The organism is Acinetobacter sp. YH01007, assembly GCF_013420425.1.
Lineage (GTDB): Bacteria > Pseudomonadota > Gammaproteobacteria > Pseudomonadales > Moraxellaceae > Acinetobacter > Acinetobacter towneri.
Genome location: NZ_VOYC01000019.1, coordinates 1 through 18925 on the forward strand (window position 1 = coordinate 1; position 18925 = coordinate 18925).

The 18925-nt window shown below is 41.3% G+C and carries 14 protein-coding genes, 2 tRNA genes and 1 pseudogene; 3 read left to right on the forward strand and 14 right to left on the reverse strand.

The features are described from left to right. Positions 1-122: 122 nt before the first annotated feature. Positions 123-962 carry a type I-F CRISPR-associated protein Csy2 gene (csy2, locus tag FTT74_RS10630; RefSeq protein WP_179989010.1) on the reverse strand — a complete coding sequence of 280 codons (840 nt, stop codon included), beginning with the start codon at positions 960-962 and terminating at the stop codon, positions 123-125. Then, positions 959-2119 carry a type I-F CRISPR-associated protein Csy1 gene (locus FTT74_RS10635; RefSeq protein WP_179989011.1) on the reverse strand — a complete coding sequence of 387 codons (1161 nt, stop codon included), beginning with the start codon at positions 2117-2119 and terminating at the stop codon, positions 959-961. Before FTT74_RS10635 ends, csy2 begins: the two co-directional genes overlap by 4 nt. A gap of 144 nt (positions 2120-2263) precedes the next feature. Here FTT74_RS10635 and cas3f point away from each other — a divergent pair, with 144 nt between their 5' ends. Then, entirely contained in the window at positions 2264-5452 is a 3189-nt protein-coding gene (gene cas3f / locus FTT74_RS10640) for a type I-F CRISPR-associated helicase Cas3f (protein WP_179989012.1), read from the forward strand. A 65-nt stretch (positions 5453-5517) separates the two neighbouring features. Here the strand turns inward: cas3f and FTT74_RS10645 are convergent, their stop codons facing one another. The 11 genes and pseudogenes from FTT74_RS10645 to FTT74_RS10695 all read right to left on the reverse strand — a co-directional run. Next, the gene (locus tag FTT74_RS10645; protein ID WP_179989013.1) at positions 5518-6777 is read right to left on the reverse strand and encodes a type II toxin-antitoxin system HipA family toxin; all 1260 of its coding nucleotides are present in this window, start codon (positions 6775-6777) and stop codon (positions 5518-5520) included. Between the two features lie 4 nt (positions 6778-6781). Beyond that, positions 6782-7084 carry a helix-turn-helix transcriptional regulator gene (locus FTT74_RS10650; protein WP_070153706.1) on the reverse strand — a complete coding sequence of 101 codons (303 nt, stop codon included), beginning with the start codon at positions 7082-7084 and terminating at the stop codon, positions 6782-6784. A gap of 287 nt (positions 7085-7371) precedes the next feature. Beyond that, positions 7372-7447 (reverse strand) — tRNA-Gly (locus FTT74_RS10655). Positions 7448-7758: 311 nt separating this feature from the next. Beyond that, complete coding sequence (glmS, locus tag FTT74_RS10660) at positions 7759-9600, reverse strand: glutamine--fructose-6-phosphate transaminase (isomerizing) (protein ID WP_179989014.1); 1842 nt, start codon at positions 9598-9600, stop codon at positions 7759-7761. A gap of 12 nt (positions 9601-9612) precedes the next feature. After that, positions 9613-10977, reverse strand: coding sequence for a bifunctional UDP-N-acetylglucosamine diphosphorylase/glucosamine-1-phosphate N-acetyltransferase GlmU (gene glmU / locus FTT74_RS10665; RefSeq protein ID WP_004974345.1), 1365 nt, complete (start codon positions 10975-10977; stop codon positions 9613-9615). A gap of 18 nt (positions 10978-10995) precedes the next feature. Next, entirely contained in the window at positions 10996-11517 is a 522-nt protein-coding gene (locus FTT74_RS10670; protein WP_096902633.1) for a phosphatidylglycerophosphatase A, read from the reverse strand. Beyond that, complete coding sequence (gene thiL, locus FTT74_RS10675; protein ID WP_004974348.1) at positions 11483-12412, reverse strand: thiamine-phosphate kinase; 930 nt, start codon at positions 12410-12412, stop codon at positions 11483-11485. The genes FTT74_RS10670 and thiL overlap by 35 nt, the downstream gene beginning before the upstream one ends. Positions 12413-12437: 25 nt before the next feature. Further along, the gene (nusB, locus tag FTT74_RS10680) at positions 12438-12887 is read right to left on the reverse strand and encodes a transcription antitermination factor NusB (protein WP_004974349.1); all 450 of its coding nucleotides are present in this window, start codon (positions 12885-12887) and stop codon (positions 12438-12440) included. A gap of 4 nt (positions 12888-12891) precedes the next feature. After that, positions 12892-13362, reverse strand: coding sequence for a 6,7-dimethyl-8-ribityllumazine synthase (gene ribE, locus FTT74_RS10685; RefSeq protein WP_004974350.1), 471 nt, complete (start codon positions 13360-13362; stop codon positions 12892-12894). Positions 13363-13373: 11 nt separating this feature from the next. After that, positions 13374-14495: a bifunctional 3,4-dihydroxy-2-butanone-4-phosphate synthase/GTP cyclohydrolase II gene (ribBA, locus tag FTT74_RS10690; RefSeq protein ID WP_096902634.1), complete on the reverse strand. Its 1122-nt coding sequence runs from the start codon at positions 14493-14495 to the stop codon at positions 13374-13376. 346 nt (positions 14496-14841) lie between these two features. Further along, positions 14842-15011, reverse strand: a pseudogene (locus FTT74_RS10695) (secretion protein HlyD); the annotation flags it as partial. Positions 15012-15254: 243 nt separating this feature from the next. On the opposite strand from FTT74_RS10695, the gene FTT74_RS10700 reads away from it, so the two are divergent. Further along, the gene (locus tag FTT74_RS10700; RefSeq protein WP_004974358.1) at positions 15255-15905 is read left to right on the forward strand and encodes a response regulator transcription factor; all 651 of its coding nucleotides are present in this window, start codon (positions 15255-15257) and stop codon (positions 15903-15905) included. Between the two features lie 858 nt (positions 15906-16763). Here the strand turns inward: FTT74_RS10700 and FTT74_RS10705 are convergent. After that, positions 16764-16854 (reverse strand) — tRNA-Ser (locus FTT74_RS10705). 119 nt (positions 16855-16973) lie between these two features. Between FTT74_RS10705 and FTT74_RS10710 the strand changes: the two genes are divergently transcribed. Further along, positions 16974-18854 (forward strand): potassium transporter Kup, encoded by a 1881-nt coding sequence (locus tag FTT74_RS10710; RefSeq protein WP_004974367.1) that lies wholly within the window; start codon positions 16974-16976, stop codon positions 18852-18854. The last annotated feature ends 71 nt before the right edge of the window (positions 18855-18925 follow it).

Below are 18925 nucleotides of genomic sequence, written 5' to 3' on the forward strand. Positions count from 1 at the left end.
ATGGATATTGGGTGATTGGCAACGGGTGCAGACATAAGTTGTCGTTTCTATGATCATGTTAAAGGTCTATTGCTCAGACATTTTCACGTCTATTCTAAATTAAAACACGTTGTTTTTGTACACTACCGGATTTGTTCTAAATAGCCATCGGGATAAATTGATGTTTCGAGGCGGATTTCATTCAAAATTGAATTAAGTGAGTGATACTGAATCAAGCCTGTTAAAGGTTCTGCATAGGCATGCTGTGTTTCATCCTGATCATCGGCATGGCGAATTCCAGCACGATCAGCAGTTGGTTGTTCAAGTAAGGCATAACCTAAAGTTGTTGCAGAAAGCCATGCTAAGTTTTCATTCGGTAAATGTTCTAAAATAGGTGTATCACTATTTTTAGCTTGCGGACGATGCGCTAAAAGTTGGCTAAAGGCTTGCAAACGATTTACTTGATATGCTTTTTGATAGGCGGTTAATAAATCATTCCTATCATGAATTAAAAAGCCAGAGCTGATCTGAGCCAAGGCATCTTCAGCATCATTAAAATCTTGAATTTTCCCAAACTCGAGAATATGACCGCCTGCAAATTTACTTCTTTTGATAGTTTGAACTAATGTGTCTAGATCTGGACGTCTAGCGTCAAATTCAATTACTAAACTGAACAGCAAATGACAGCTTGCAGTAGGTTGTAGTGAAAGCGCATATTTATTTTTTGATGAGTAATCTGTTTTACCAATGAATGTCGCGCCGCGTCGTTGTGCTGGAGTGAAGCGACCATAAGCTTCTCCACCAAGTGGTTGTATATCATGGTGCACATAATAAAAGCCGAGATCTTTTTCATCAATTTGACGCGCAAGGTGATGGCTAAACATGGCAGCAGCCATCAGTGGAGCGCCACCCATGATTAAGCCATTGCTCTGAAAATTTGCTGCTTGCACTTTAATGTATGGAATAACGACGAAGCAACTCATTTTAAAAGCTCCTGAATACGACGTGAGAGGAAGCTTTTGGCATCAGCTTCCGATAGGCTAATATCAACCGTATTTTTAATCTCTTTTTTCCAGTAACTGTGTTTCGTGATTCGTCTTGCTAAATCATCTGCAAAAAACTGTTGCCAATCTTCAAATTGTTGCAGTTCAGGATTAATTAAGCCTTGAGCGATCAGAGATACACGCGGATGGCTCCACCTCGATTTTCTCTCCAACACTTTTAAACTAGGCAAATCATTTGCAACAGACTTTAAAATTTGGAGGATGTCTTGCCCTTGTTGCAGAACATCATCGACAACTTTCTGAATAGTGGTTAATTCTGCTGCACGTGTTTGCATATTTGAAAAAGGGGCGTGTATGCCATGTTCATGGAAGCCCACCTTTAAACTTAGTTTTTGTTGTTCAATCAAGGATTTTGCATATTCAGTCAATTCTTGATACATCGCTCGATTGATATAGGCATTTGAAATTTGGTAATCAAAGCCTTTATAAAAATACTGAAAAGCAAGGCGTGTTTCAGGATCTTGAGTAGGTGAGTCAAGAACAAGAGGACGTTGCATGGATCGGACTAGACTTCCGACGTTTTGCGGATTTGATCCGCCAATACCAAATACAGCTGTCTTAATATTCTTCAGTTTTGTATTTTTACCTTCTGCTTTACGTTGTTCTTTAAGTGCATCAACTTCAGTATTAATCAGTAAATTCAGACCTGCTGCTGAAAGTGGGCTGATGGATAGATACTCATTATTTTTAGGAATGAGTAATTGACGCATGCGAATATCAATAATATCCAACCCTGCAGTAAATGGTTGTTCAAATATCTTGTTTAAATGTGGTTTAAGCAAGGCCACGTTTTGCTTAAATTCTTCATCTGCTTCGGACAGTTCTTCATCTAATTGAGCTGCTTTGACGACTTTAAATAAAGTTGCAGTTTTACCTGCATTTGCTTGGTAGTCGGTTGGAACAAGAAAATCATCAGCAAGTAATGTTCGTGCTGAAATATAAGGTAAGTTTAATGCATGGCTTTGCGCAAGGCGGATACCGCCTTTTTCAATATTTGAGTTAACGGTTTTTAGGCTGTAATGAACAGATTCAGCCAAGGCTTGCTGATAAGGATTTTCCTCTGTATCTTTTGTCATAATGCATCCTAAGTTATTAAAATATAGTTGTTTAGAGTATTAATAGCGGATGAAATATTTATTATCAAATGCTATTTTTAGTTAAACGACATGATGTGTCGCAGAGATGCGATTAAATCCAATGAATAATTATATCCATCCAATATGCATACAATTTTTATATCCGCTTGTGAAAAACGCGCTTTAAAAAAGACCAGAGCTGTTTTAGATAGCTATGCAATTCGCACTGGGCAAAGTTCATGGCAGGCACCTATGACCATGGAAGGACTTAAAGAAATTCGCAGTGCACTGAAAAAAACAGCAACACGTCAAACTGCTGTAGCAGCTTATGTGAATTATGGTATGCGCAGAATGAAATTGGTTTGGGTCGTAGGTTCTAAGCATCGTTTTAATTTAGAGGGTGCTTATCCAGTTGCTTCGACATGTAAACAACAAAAGCAGCTGCAAGTGCCTGAATGGGTTCGAGCAGCAAGTTTACTTGCAGGTGCTGCAGGTGATGTACATGACATTGGTAAGGCTTCTCAGCACTTTCAAAGCAAATTAAGTCCTGCGATGGCAGGGCAGATGCTCAAAGATGATGTACGACATGAATGGTTGTCGATGAAACTATTGCAGCAAATGCGTAAAAATAACTGGAATTGGCCAGAAGCATGGAAAAATATTGATCGTAACTTAACAGATTTAACCCTGGGCGAACGTACTAAGATAAGAAAACAATTTTTGCTGAATGAATTAGAAGCCGTGGATTATTTGGTGGTGACGCATCATGGCTTATTGGGAGATAACAACTGGTATCCAAATGCGGATTTGCATGTCAGGGAAAAACATCCTCGTGTAGAACAATTCACCTGTGCGGGTGATTTAAATGACAGCATATTTAAAAGTCACCAAAACCGTATGGCCCGCTTAGCGAAAATGACCCAAGCAACGGAAGATCAACAGTTATATTGGAAAGCTTTAGCACTACATAGCCGCGCAGCACTCATTCATGCAGACCATACCGTTTCTGCGGAACAGTTTTCTGAAACAAAACCTGAAAATGTCAGCCTATTTGCCAATACAAAGATAAAAAATAGTCCACAAGGCAAAAAGGAGCGAATGCAAGATCAACCTCTGGATTGGCATTTGCAGCAGGTTGGAGATCGTGCTGCGTATATCGCCACAAAAATGATGACAGATTTGAATCTTGCTGGTTTAAGTGAACAAACGGTTGAGTTTATCTGTCAGCCTTCTACTTTACCCAGATTTCAGTGGCAAAATTTGGTTGCTCATGCCTTACAAAAGCAAATCAATAAAATGCCAGATACCCCTTGCTTATTGCTGAATATTGCAGGAACGGGGAGTGGTAAAACCAGAATGAACCTGCGTGCAGCATGTATATTAAGACCGAATGATCCACGCCTTGCCATTGCACTGAATCTTCGCTCATTAACGTTACAGACTGGTGATGCACTTAAAAGCTCCATGAATCTGTCGGATGATGAAATTGCCGTGATTATTGGTGATCATGTCAGCCAAAAGTTATTTAATGAAAGTCGTGCAAATGCGTCTGTGGCTGATGAAGATGAAAATTTACCAGAACCTGTATTTGATGCTTATGCACAGGATCAAGACTTACCACAGTGGTTGCATCCTCTATTTACTAAAATAGTCAAAGGAAAAAGGGGAGTAGATAAAGTTGCTCAAAATGTTTTAGCCTCGCCTTTATTGGTATCCACGATTGATTATTTAATCGCGGCAGGCGAGCCACATCGACAAGGGCATCATGTTAAAGCATTGCTCAGAATAATGAGCAGTGATCTGATTTTAGATGAAATTGATGGTTATGAACCTAAATCATTAATCGCTGTATTGCGTTTAGTCCAATTGGCTGCAATGTATGGTCGTCATGTTATTTGTTCATCTGCAACGCTTTCAGCAACAGTCGCAGATAGCATTTACCGTGCTTTTGAATCAGGAATCGAGCTTCGTGCAGCCTTATATAAGGAACCACAAAAATTTATTGCAGCGATTGCAGACAATGAATTGAAGCCCAAGATACTGGTACAAAAAAGCCATGAACCATCAGTATTTAATCAGGTTTATCAACAGCATTTAGATGAGTTGCAGCACGTTCTTACGGTTAAAGCAGAACAGCCATATCGTTTGGCACGTTTAGCCAGTATTGAAAATCCTTCTGTTGATCAATGGAAAAGGACGATTTTGGAGCAGACAGAAGCTCTACATCAACAACATCGTTGGTCACTTAAAAAACAGGACAAAAAACTTTCATTTGGTTTAATCCGTGTGGCAAATATCAAGCATGCTATTGATTTAGCAAAGCATTTATCAGGCCGACTGCCACATGCACAGATTGCTTGTTACCATGCTCATGATTGGCTAATCTCAAGATTCCACAAAGAAAAACGACTCGACTTTTTGCTCACACGGCATAAAAATGGCACAAAACGTCCAACGGGAAATGAACATATTTATACGGATGAAGAGATATTAAGTATCGTTCGGACCTCTAACTCTATAGATATTCCATTGATTGTGATTGCAACGCCTGTAGAAGAAGTTGGGCGCGATCATGATTTTGACTGGGCGATTATTGATGCTTCAAGTGTGCAGTCGATAGTTCAGACAGCAGGGCGTGTTAATCGACATCGCTTAAATATTGTGCAACATCCCAACATTGTAATTCCACAATTTAACTATAAATACTGTGCAAATAAAGATAGAACTCAGCCAAAAAAGCAGGCGGTATTTAATCGGCCTGGTTATGAAGGTTATGTGGACACCAAAAAACAATATAAATCGCAAGATTTATCGCAACTTTTGCCTTGGTCTAATAATGAACTGGTGGTTGATGCCAGACTTAGATTCAATGCCAATACCTGCGACTTTACAAAATATGATGATGAACAAATTCAAAAGTTTAATCAGGACTTTTTTGCTTCAGAAGGTGAACAACTCTTTTCTAATATTCAGGTGAATGCAGCTTTGCTAACGGAACAGTTATATAAAGATACATGTCTAAGAGATATGCAAAATCAGGAAGTATATAGCTTTGATGTTGAGGATGATGAATTATCTATTTATCAGCATTTTCCAGATTCCGTAGAACTGAATATTCAGACTGGAAAATATGAGCAAGCTGTTAAAAGTGTCACTTTTAATATTGAACCAGCTCCTGATAATGCTTGGTTGAGTTTATCACCTGCGCAACTCAAGGAGCTAACATTAGAGTATGGGCTTGCAGTGCAAGAGGGATGTAAGTTGTCTTTGTCTGTTTATAATGACCAAAGCCCGCAGTGGATATACCATCTTGGGTTCGGGGTTTATCACTGATCTGTTATTGATTAAATTTTATATGTATTTCCAGATTGCTTTTGATTAAATCGGATGGTTTATATTCAATTCAATAAATGAATATTATGCTCAATCCTATTTTGGATCATTTGGAGAGTTTCAGATCTAATTTGTTCAGGTAATAGATCATGAGCAATCTTCGTAAATCGGCTGGCAACTTCGCAAATTGAGTTAATCATTTCATCAACCTCTTGAATAGAAAGCTCTGCTTCCTGAATGCCCAGTTTGACAATGGCAGACCGAGTAATATCCAGTGCTTCACCCATAATATCCATTTGATGATATCCACCTGGGCCTTCACAGAAAGTAACGTCGTAGGCTGGGGCGAGTTTCCATTGTCCATTTTGAGACATTAAAAACGAAAAGTTTTTGCAATGATCATCTCGATTATTGAACACCACATTGAAAACAGCGCGCTTGAATGCAATCGCTTTTTCGCGAATATCATTGGTACAAAAGTGTGTAGCACGAAGAAAGTTGCTGTAGTCTAAACTCCCAGGTGATTTAAAATCAGCCCCTGTAAAGGCAGCTAAACTTTGCATAGGGATGCGCATGCCATCGCAGCGGTCAAATCTTTTTGAGGCAAATGCAGTTAGGCCATTCGGAAGAGTGAAGTATTGGGTGTCTGGGGTGTCAATATGACAATGACGCAAACATTCTGCATAAACAGTTTCAATTGCACAAACTTCAGGATGCTCTTGCTGAGCGGGAAATTTGATCAGCCAAGCTTCATGTTGATGTGAGTGAACTGTTGAGAATTCATTAGTGACAGGATCACGATAAACAAGTGCTTTTGGCCTTGCACCTTGTGGAGACCCGCCCATAATTAATAAATGCTGTAAAAATTCGGCACCTTCTCCTTTGAGAACTTCCTGAACTTCTTGAGCGAGTCTTAGCAATGGAATATTTTCAGCTAATGTTAACTCGGATGCTGAAGGTTCAAAGGATAATGCCCCCATTGCATGTGTACTAATATACGTGAGGCGTTCTAAAGGCCCAACTCGTGCTGGATTAAGTCCATTTTTTTTAAATAAGCGATCCATCAGGAGTATGCCCCAGCCATCGGGTAAGGCATCGTATATAGGGCCTGGTAATCCCATTTGATGTGCAGGAAAGTTCTTTCTTAATGGGTCACCTTTTAGCGGAAGTAGGTAAGATGAAAGCTCTAAACCTTTACTAATTGCTTCTGCGCTGTATTCAAAAGCAATCAATGGTCGACCTGTGATTGCAGTTGAGGAAACTAGTGTGCCCCAAAGCCAATATTCGCCCCATCCATTGTAGTAAACATCAAGTTTTTTGAGCATGGATTCATTTCCTTTTGATACGTTGGCGAGCCGTATTACTCTCATAGCGGAGCATGTCATCTACACTATTTAAATGTGGTTTGAAAAGTTCCTCTAATTCTTTTAATCGGCCGAGCACCATGGCAACACGTACTAAATTTTCAAATGAAACATTTCGACCAGCTTCTAGATTAGATACAGTATTCACACCAATACCCGCACGCGCAGCAACATCTGCCTGAGTCATTTCCAGATAAAGACGTTCTTTACGAAGCCTCTCACATAATAAAGCAACAACTTCTTCAGGTTTTTTGAATATTAAATCCATAATATTGTGTTTTACATTGTGATATCACCATTAAAACACAAAAAAATGGATTTATGAAATTATGCCAGTTGGTCGATAATGAGATGCTTGATTGGCTGATGAGATTCTATTGGATTAAAGAAATCTAATGATTTTAATGCATTTATTTTTTGCAACTACCTACGAATATGTCGTATTTGGGGCCCGAAACTGTAAAATAAAAGATAATAAAGAAAGTATGATTGGGGATAACATAATATAAAATCAATAAAAAAGCCTCAATCTTTCGACTGAGGCTTTTGAAATTCTGGAGCGGGAAACGAGACTCGAACTCGCGACCCCAACCTTGGCAAGGTTGTGCTCTACCAACTGAGCTATTCCCGCATGCGGTGTATAATACATGATGCAAAAATAGGGTCAATCATTTTTTGCATGTCATTGTACTGACTGAATAAATAAACAACATTTTTAGAAAATAGTGTGGTTAAATGACTTAGGTTATTTGTTTTTATAAAAGTTTTCATTGTCTGCAAAAGTTTCAATATCGCTTGCTATGCACTGTAGTTATGCGAAAAATAAAAGTATCAGACATAAAAAATCCGCAGTACTAAATTTCTAAAAATGAAGCCGACTGCGGATTTTTTAGGTGATTCAAAATAATTTTATTAAATTTAAATCATTGAATTTAATCAATATTATTCCACTGTTACGCTTTTTGCCAAGTTTCTAGGCTGGTCGACATCTGTACCACGTAAAACCGCCACATGGTAAGACAACAACTGCACAGGAATACTATACACAATTGGCGCAAGCAACGCGCTGACCTGTGGTACATAAACCACATGCTGGCGTTCTTTATCTGCAGGAATGCCGCTGTGTTCATCTGCAAATACAAACAGCTCACCACCACGTGCCTGTACTTCTTCCATATTGGATTTCAGTTTATCCAGCATGTCATCTTGCGGTGCTAAAATCACCACAGGCATGTCATTATCGACCAATGCCAATGGGCCGTGCTTTAATTCACCCGCAGCATAACCTTCTGCGTGAATATATGAAATTTCTTTCAGTTTCAAAGCACCTTCCAAGGCGATTGGGAATTGTGTGCCACGACCCAAGAACAAGCAGTGATTTTTCTCTACAAACAATTCAGACAAACGTAAAATTGCCGTATCATTTTGCAAAGTATCTAAAATCACTTTTGGTGTGTGCCATAAGCCTGCAATAATTTCAGCTGTTTCTGTCGCTGCAATTGCATTTTTCACCTGACCAATTTTGAGCACCAATAGCATTAATGCTGCCAATTGTGTCGTAAAGGCTTTGGTCGATGCCACACCAATTTCAGGGCCTGCGAGTGTCAACAAACTATGATTGGTTTCACGCACCATAGATGAAGTTGCCACGTTACAAATGGTCATGGTGCTAATATTTAAGCCTTTTGCAGCAGCACGTTTTTGCGTATCACGTAAAGCAGCTAAAGTATCTGCAGTTTCACCAGATTGTGAAATGCACACATACAATGTGTTATTCACAATGACTGGGGTGCGATAACGGTATTCGCTGGCAATTTCCACATGACATGGCAAGTTAATTAGCTGTTCAAACCAGTATTTTGCAATCATCCCTGCATGGTAGCTGGTACCGCAGGCAATAATCTGTACCTGTTGAATCTTGGCAAAATCAAGCTCGGCATCTTTCAGGAAATCTTCACGTAAAGCGTTGCCATTCAATGCTTGTGAAATGGTTTGTTGAATTGCTTCAGGCTGCTCATAAATTTCTTTGAGCATGTAGTGTTTATATTCACCCTTCGATGCATTGCTTACAGTTGCATCCAACTCTTTTACAGGGCGTTCAACCGTTTGACCGTTTACAAAAACTTCAATGCTGTCGCGAGTTAAGCGGGCGATATCACCTTCTTCCAAATACATAAAACGGTTGGTGATCGGCAATAACGCCAATTGGTCTGAACTGATAAAGTTTTCGCCAATACCGACACCAATCACCAAAGGAGAACCTTCACGTACCGTGATCAATTCATCTGGATAATCGGTATGGATAATTCCCAGAGCATAAGCACCTTTCAGTTGAGGCACGACTTGCTGTACCGCAACCAATAAATTCGGTGCAGTTTTAAGAGCATGGTTGACCAAGTGCGCAACCACTTCAGTATCCGTTTGAGAGCTGAACATATAGCCTAAAGCTTCTAGCTCATCTTTCAGTTCTTGATAATTTTCGATAATACCGTTGTGTACGACAGCAACATTGCCAGAAATATGCGGATGTGCATTGTTTTCTGTCGGTTTGCCATGTGTTGCCCAACGTGTATGGGCAATACCGAGTGAACCTGTGACTTGAGAATCTAGTACTGCTTGCTCAAGATTTGCTACTTTACCGACACGACGCTCACGCAAGACCTGACCTTGACTAATCAATGCCAAACCTGCGGAATCATAACCGCGATATTCTAAACGCTTTAAACCTTCAATGAGGATATTGGTAATACTACGTTCTGCAACGCCACCGACAATACCGCACATAGGAACTTCCTCTTATTTTTTCAATTTCTGTGGACGTTGATAGTTTTCTTTAGTGAACTGTTTAGAACGTTCCACAGCTAAACACTGTTCTGCAACATCACGGGTAATGGTCGAGCCTGCGCCTACCGTTGCACCATTGGCAATGGTGACAGGTGCAACCAATGAACTATTTGAACCAATAAAGACTTGGTCACCAATAATGGTTTTAAATTTATTGGCACCATCATAATTGCAAGTAATCGTACCTGCACCAATATTGCTGCCTGCACCCACTTCGGCATCACCTAAGTAGGTAAAGTGGTTGGCTTTGGAGCCTAAACCAATTTGACTGTTTTTCACTTCAACAAAGTTGCCAATATGCACTTCATTGGCCAATACCGCACCCGGACGTAAACGTGAGAATGGACCAATTTGCGCAGCTTCACCTACAACCGCTTGGTCAAATACGCTATACGGCTGAACTTTAGTGCCCGCAGCAATTTTGGTGTTTTTGAGGATACAACCTGCACCAATTTCTACGCCATCACCCAGTTCGCAATCGCCTTCAATAATTACGTTAATATCAATGCGAACGTCTTTACCTGCAGTGAGATTACCACGTAAATCAAAACGGGTTGGGTCAATTAAATGCACACCTTGTTGCATGAGTTGCTTGGCTTGGAAGTTCTGGAACTCGCGTTCTAATGCAGCCAATTGCACACGGTCATTCACGCCTTCTACTTCAAAAGCCAGTTGAGGTTCTACCGATGCAACTTCTAAACCATCGGCAATTGCCATCGCCACAATATCGGTCAGGTAATATTCACCCTGCGCATTGTTATTGCTCAGTTTTGGCAGCCATTCATGTAATTTGGCATTGCTGACGCAGTAAATACCCGTGTTGATTTCTTGAATTTGACGCTGTGCTTCAGATGCATCTTTATGTTCAACAATCGCTTGAATTTTACCGTTTTCACGCACAATACGACCATAACCCGTAGCATCGGCAAGGGTGAGTGTCACCAATCCAATTTGGGTTTCACGTGAAACATCGAGCAGCTTTTGTAAAGTTTGCTCTGTAATGCAAGGTACATCTCCAGATAAAATTAGGGATACGCCTTCATGTGGTAAAACAGGCAAAGTCACTTTGACTGCGTGACCTGTGCCGAGCTGTTCCGCTTGTTCGACCCACTGCACCTGTTCATGTGCAAACGCATTTTGAACCAAAGTACCGCCGTGACCGTAAATGGTAATAATATGATCGGCTTGTAATTTTTTTGCGGTATCAATCACGTGACCCAAGAGTGGGCGTCCTGCAAGAGGTTGTAATACTTTTGGTAAATTTGAACGCATGCGCGTGCCTTTACCTGCTGCAAGAATAATCACGGTGGTAGACATGTTGAATCCTAGTGATGGCTAAACCAAAGTAAAAGATAAATAGATATAAATACATAATGCGGCCCAAAGACCCGCAATAATATCGTCCAGCATGATGCCAAAACCACCCTCGACCCGACGGTCAATCACACGTATTGGCCAAGGTTTCCACACATCAAATAGTCGGAATAGGGCAAAACCCACAATTACCCAGACCCAGCTGATTTGATTGATAAAAATCAGGGGTAAAAAGGTAATCGATTGTCCTGCAAATTCATCCCAAACAATACGACCATCATCATGTACGCCCATAACCTGTGCAGTACGTCCACAGATATATATGCCAACGAGGGACATGATGGCAATGGCAAAAAGGCTTGGAATGAAACCAAGCGCGAACCAAATGGGAATGAACAGTAGGGCAAAGGCCGAACCAAAGGTACCGGGAGCTTTGGGTAGTAGACCTGAACCGAAGCCAACACCACAGCATACAATCAGTCGGTCAGTCCAAGACATGGCTTTGAAATTAATCGCGGGTTTTTGCAAAGTGTTGGTATCCATGAAAATGAAGTGAACGATCTACGCCATTCTGTTCAAAGCTTAAGCGGTTTTGATTGTTAATTTTGCCAATAATATGAATAGGGGTATTCAGCGGTTTTTGCAAAAGCTGCTGATAATTTTGTGGGCTTATTGTAAAGCATAACTCATAGTCATCGCCACCTGCCAAGGCATATTGCCACTGCTTTTGTTGTGGTAATTCGGTTAATGCAGCATCTATAGGCAGTTGGCTGAGTTCAATACAAGCACCGACCTGAGAGGCTTTGAGAATATGCCCTAAATCTTGTGCCAAGCCATCTGAAACATCAATCATGCTTGAAGCCAGACCTTTGAGTTGTTGCCCGAGTTGGCAGCGAGGTGTCGGGTAGTCTAAGCGTTGTTTTAAGGGGTGATCGAGATGATCTAAACCAAAAGCGGCATCGCCGACTTGTCCGCTGACACAAATATAATCGCCGACTTGTGCGCCTGAACGTGGAATGGCATGTCCTTGTTCAATCCAGCCTAAGGCGGTAACGGAAATGGTGAGATGCGGGCTTTGTGTGGTATCTCCACCAATTAAACTTACCCCAAATTGATCGCAACAATCATGTAAACCCTGACTAAACCCTTTGAGCCAGTCGTGATCAATTTGGGGTAGGCTCAATGCCAATAATATACTGTGTGGGGTGGCACCCATGGCGGCAATGTCAGATAAATTGACCGCAACCGATTTCCAACCAATCGCATGTGGGTTGGTATCGAGGGGGAAATGTCGTCCAGCGACTAAAGTGTCGGCACAAATGACCAATTGTTGTTGCGGCGGAGGGGTGAGCAGAGCTGAGTCATCACCGACACCTAAATCGACTGCATCGGGACGCGGTCTGTTGAAATAGGTCTCAATAATGGAAAACTCAGCCATACAACAATCGACTCAATACTTTGAATTAGTTGCTTTGTTGCTTTTCTGCTGCACGTAAGCTGTTGGCAAGACGGTCTAATACACCATTGATGTATTTGTGGCTGTCTGCACCACCAAAGTGTTTTGCCAATTCAATCGCTTCATCCAATACCACACGGTATGGAATTTCCAGATGTTGTTCTAACTCATAAGCACCTAAACGTAAGGTGGCGAGTTCAACACCATCGAGGGCTTGAATGTCACGATCAAGAACAGGCACCAGTAATGCATCCAATGCTTCATGATTGGCAACCACTTGAGTCAACAATTCATGATAATAGCCGAGATCCACTTTGTGCATGGCATTTTCCACACGGGTACGTGCTTCAATTTCATGTACTGGATTGTGGCTCATCTGCCATTCATAAATACCTTGCACAGCAAAACGACGTGCTTTACGTTTTGCTGCATAAGTTGCTTGAAGTGTTTGCGACATAGCGTTAAATAGCCTTTAACAAGTTAACCATTTCAATTGCAGTTAAGGCAGCTTCACTTCCTTTATTACCTGCTTTTGTTCCAGAGCGTTCAATTGCTTGTTCAATACTATCCGTAGTCAATACACCGTTAATCACAGGTAAGCCAGTATCTAAACCAACCACACCTAAGCCTTTGGCACATTCACCTGCAACAAAGTCAAAGTGTGGAGTGCTACCGCGAATCACTGCGCCGAGTGCAATAATGGCATCATAACCATTCGATGCAGCTAATTTTTTAGCCACAACAGGAAGTTCCCAAGCGCCTGGTGCATGAACAACGGTGATATTATCCTCTGATACGCCATGACGTTTCAATGTGTCAATTGCGCCATCAAGCAAATGCTCAACCACAAAACTATTAAAACGACCGACTAAAATCGCATAACGGCCTTCGCTAGCGAGATGTAATAAACCTTCAATACGGCGAATTGCCATAGCAACCTCGATTATTTCTCTGATGTTGGATCTGCGGTGATATATTCCACCACTTCTAAGTTAAAGCCTGATAAAGCATTGAAACGTAATGGTGAGCTGAGTAGCTTCATTTTTTCAACGCCTAAATCACGTAAAATTTGTGCACCCACGCCAATGGTTTGGTATTGCTGTGACAATGCAGCATTGGCTTTGCCTTGTTTCGGGGATTTAAGGCTGTCTAGAGCAGGGCCCAAGTCTTGCAATTGAGCTTGACCAATCCAGACCAAAACACCACGTTCACTGTTGGCAATTTCTTTTAAAGCACGGTCTAAATTCCAAGTTGCCGAACCATCTGCTTTTTTCAGCTTCAGCAAATCACGGGTTGGATTAAAACCATGCACACGTACTGTGGTAACGCCTTCTTTCGGCTCGCCTTTGACCAGTGCCAAGTGAATGTCTGGATTGCCCAGTTCACGGTAGCGATATAAGTCAAAAGTACCATATTCTGTGTCGATGCTTTGCTGATCCAAACGCTCTACAGTTTGTTCATTGGTCATGCGATAGTGGATTAAATCGGCAATAGTACCAATTTTTAACCCGTGCTTTTCAGCAAAAATTTCTAAATCTGGACGACGCGCCATCGTGCCGTCTTCATTGATGATTTCACAAATTACCGATGCAGGCTCTAAACCTGCCAAACGGGCAAGATCACAACCTGCTTCGGTATGTCCTGCACGGTGCAATACACCACCTGGCTGTGCCATGAGTGGGAAAATATGCCCAGGCTGAACAATATCGGCAGGCTTGGCATGTGCAGCGACAGCGGTTTGAATGGTATGCGCACGTTCTGCGGCAGAAATACCCGTGGTAATGCCTTCAGCAGCTTCAATCGACAAAGTAAAGTTCGTACCGTGTTGTGCACCATTGGCATCAACCATTAACGGTAGGTTTAATTGCTGGCAACGGTCACGACTTAAGGTTAAGCAAACAAGACCACGCGCGTGTGTGATCATGAAGTTGATATCTTCAGGGCGAACGTGGGTTGCGGCAATGACTAAATCACCTTCATTTTCACGATCTTCATCATCCATGAGGATGACCATTTTTCCTGCACGGATATCTGCTACAAGCTCTTCGACAGTATTGAGCGGCATCAACCTTCACCTTCTTATTTGTCTGAAACGACATTGAATGAGAGAGATGCATAGTCTAACGGTTTTTTACCTGTTTTGCCTATGCTTATCATTTTCATTGCGTGACTTATGGTTATACACAGTGTCATCAGGCTTGGAAAGAGGTGAAAAGGAGGATTTGCTGCGTTGCTGTAGATTGTTTAGGCAATTAAGATGAAATGCAAAATCTGTGAAAAATAAAACTGTAGAGGGCATAGGATATTATCGCCCTCATTCTCGCCTTCACTTGAGCCCAGTTGGGTTTTGGGAGAAGGCAAGAATCAGAGATGAGATAATTCATTAAATTCAGGTATAAGAGAATTTCTGTTTAGCGCTCACGTAAGGCTTCTTTGGCTTTGTTGAATGGTTTGATCAGATAATCCAACACCGTTTTTTCACCCGTTTTAATATCGACTGTTGCGACCATGCCCGGGGTATATCAAACGCTTGTCCTGCTTTGTTGCTGAGTTTGTCTGAATCGGTACGGATATAAACCCTTATCTTGGGATATTTTCTATTTCATATTACATCTTGTTTTGAGCGTTTTGGTTGTAAAATAAAACTGATTAAAAAATCCACAAAATGATCAACCTTTTTGACTGAGCGCTGAAAACATAAAAAATAAACGCTTTTCTGTGATTAATTGCACAATAAATGCAAAAAAGTCATGTCTTGCATATCCTTAATTGTCTTTGTGTGGTTAGAATATAACAACTGTGCCAAAGATCTCTCACGTCTGTTATGAATATATTAATCGTTGATGATCATCCGCTGTTTCGCCATGCCTTAATTCAGGCGGTTCGTTATAGCTTACCGCAAGCTCAAATTCATGAAACTGCTGCAGTTAATGAATTGTACGAACGTTTGGAAAATGGACCTGAGCCTGATCTTGTTTTATTGGACTTGAATTTACCAGGGGCATCGGGCTTTTCTGCATTGGTGCATGTGCGTGCGCAATATCCATCTATCCCAATTATTGTGGTGTCCGCTCACGAAGAAGCATCGATTATTCAACGTTCAATTGCGCATGGGGCGATGGGTTATATCCCAAAATCGGCACATCCGAGCCATATTGGTGAAGCAATTCGTCAAGTTTTAGAAGGTGAGATTTGGTTGCCGCCAAACTTGGCTGCGAATGTTAACTTTGACCCTCGCGCTGCAGATGAAACAGCTTTGGCTGAACGTATTCAGTCTTTAACACCACAGCAATTCCGTGTATTGATGATGGTGGCAGAAGGTTTGTTGAATAAGCAAATTGCCTATGAATTAGATGTTTCTGAAGCGACGATTAAAGCGCATGTGACCGCAATTTTCCGTAAATTGGGTGTGCAAAATCGTACTCAGGCGGTATTGGCAATCAATGCGTTAAATATTGAAGAAAAGAAAATGTAAGATGTGACTGATCTGTAAAAGATGAGTTTAAAACCGCTGTGTTGATCTGGAAGATTGAGCAGCGGTTTTTTTATTGGGTGGGTGGTTGGCTGATTATGACCTTTTTAAAAAGCTAATTCGCTTTAGGATGTGACATTTAGCGTTCAGGTTGTTGATGTGCTTAAAACCTAAAAGGAATATTGTCTTATTCCTTTAGCTGTATGGCATAAACATATTCAGGCTTTCATGTCGATAAAACTGACAAAAATCGACATGAGAGAGTTGTCATGTCGATGACATAAACATATTCAGGTTGTCATGTCGATAAAATGGGTAAAAATCAACATGAGCTGAATAGCTATCAGTCTAATGCAGGCGATATGCTTCTTTCAGATTCTTAGGCTTTGATTGTATCTGTACCCATAAATCCAATAGTGTGAAGTTGTCCGCAGCGGGAAAACCCGCCACTAATAAGAAATACATAGAAGGACGAATATGTTTTAATAGTAATAGATGAATGGTGATTTGAATAAATCATACCTAAGTGAGTAGGGGGCTTTCCCCTATATGGGTTCAACTTTTAGAATTCACGATAACCAAGCCCGCCAGCCGTGATATGTGCTAGATTTCGATCATAGGTAATTATTTGGCTTTCTTTTCCGATGGTTTTATTTTTCTGACTTGAGCATCTGTAAGCATTGCAATGATTCCACAGAATTGGGGGTATAATTTTGGGGGTAATTTATTATACCCCTAGTTATACCCCCAACAAGATCAAGCTTGCAATAGATAAAGTAGATTGCATTAGACATAAAAAAAGCTTAAACCCTTTAGATTTAAGCTTTTTAAGATCACATGAGACTTCATGAGAATAATGTTTGGCGGTGAAAGAGGGATTCGAACCCTCGATACGCTATTAACGTATACACACTTTCCAGGCGTGCTCCTTCAGCCACTCGGACACTTCACCATAGGCGGTGGATAATAACCAAAAAATAGTACAAAGCCAAGTTGAAAAATTTGATTTAGAGAAAAACTTTCAGCGTAGTGCTATGATTCTCAAAAATACCGTCTAAATCGAAGACACCTATGCAAAGTACTGCAAAAAAAGCAGCCTTACCCGTCATTACCTTGGCTGCACTCGGAGTTGTATTTGGGGATATCGGAACCAGTCCTCTGTATGCCTTCAGACAAACTTTTTTAACGGCGCATCTTGCAATTACCCAAGCCAGTGTATTGGGAATTTTATCCCTAATTTTCTGGTGCATGATGCTCACCATCAGCTTCAAATACGTCACCATTATTATGCGTGCCGATAACAATGGCGAAGGCGGGATCATGTCATTATTGGCATTGAACCTGCGCACCACCCGTATTGCCGAAGACAAAAAAATCTTCCTGATCGCACTTGGCTTTATTGGTGCATCCCTGTTCTTTGGCGATGGCATTATCACCCCCGCCATTTCAGTATTGTCTGCCATTGAAGGACTAAGTATTGCCACGCCTATCTTTAATCAATGGCTCGTACCGCTCTCCATTGGTATTTTGGCAGGACTGTTCATTGTGCAGCGTCATGGTACAGGCACTATGGGCAAATTTTTTGGCCCACTGACTTTGCTGTGGTTTTTAGCCATTGGCGGTGCAGGGCTGCTCAGTATCATCCAAACCCCATTTGTATTGGCCATGGTCAGTCCACACTGGGCGTTTAACTTTGTAGTAGAGCAACCCTTTGTTGCATTTCTCACCATGGGTGCGGTGATTTTAACCATGACGGGTGGCGAAGCACTCTATGCCGATATGGGGCATTTTGGGCGGATGCCTATTCGCCTCGCGTGGTTTTTGATTGTCTTACCTTGCTTGTTATTGAATTACGCAGGACAAGGGGCATTATTGCTACGTAACCCTGCAGCGATTGAAAATCCGTTCTATATGTTGGTGCCTGAATGGGGCTTATACCCGATGATTGGTTTAGCCACAGCTGCAGCGGTGATCGCTTCTCAAGCGGTGATCACAGGGGTATTTTCAATGGTCAATCAGGCCATTCAATTGCGTTATTTACCACGCCTGACTGTACGTCACACGTCCGATGTTGAACGTGGTCAAATCTATTTGCCATTCATTAACTGGGCCTTATTTATTTCGGTGCTTATCTTAATTTTATTATTTGAAAATAGTGCCAGACTTGCCAGTGCTTATGGCGTGGCAGTGACCATGACCATGCTGTGTGGCACGATTTTAATTTCAGTGCTGGCCTATGGTTTTTGGCGTTGGCCGATGTGGAAAGTTGCCCTTTTTGCAGTGCCATTTTTAACCCTAGATTTAATTTTTGTGGCTTCGACCTCGCTCAAAATTGTGTCAGGGGGATGGGTGCCAATTTTAATTGGCGCCATCATGTATACCATTTTAATGACGTGGAAAGATGGTCGTGCATTGGTTTTCAATCGTTTGGAAAAAGATGCCTTGCCGATAGACCTATTCATTCACAGTATTAGTATGGGCAATGAAACCAAATTTGTCCCTGGCGATGCGATTTTCTTGACAGGTACGCCTAACATTGTGCCACATGCCATGTTGCATAATATTAAGCACAACAAGGTCTTACATGAACGCAATATCATGGTAACGGTCATCACGCGTGATATTCCATTTGTGGCGCAGCAAGATCGGATTCAAGTCGAAAAACTGGATGATCGTTTTTATCGGATTGCCATGTATTACGGTTTTAAAGATCAGCCAAATATTCCAAATGCCTTGAAACAAGCCTATGAACAGCTTGAGTTTGAATTCGATATGATGCAAATGAGCTTCTTTATTTCGCGTGATCGAATTGTGCATACGGTGGGCGATGGCATGTCACCGTGGCGTGAAAAACTGTTTATTTCAATGCAGCGCAATACCAGTCCTGTGAGTGATTTCTATCAAATTCCAACCAACCGTGTGGTGGAATTGGGTAGTCAAATCGAAATTTAAAAACCACTCAATAGATCTTAAAAAAACCAGCATTATAAAGTGCTGGTTTTTTATTTTTAGCTCAAGATTGG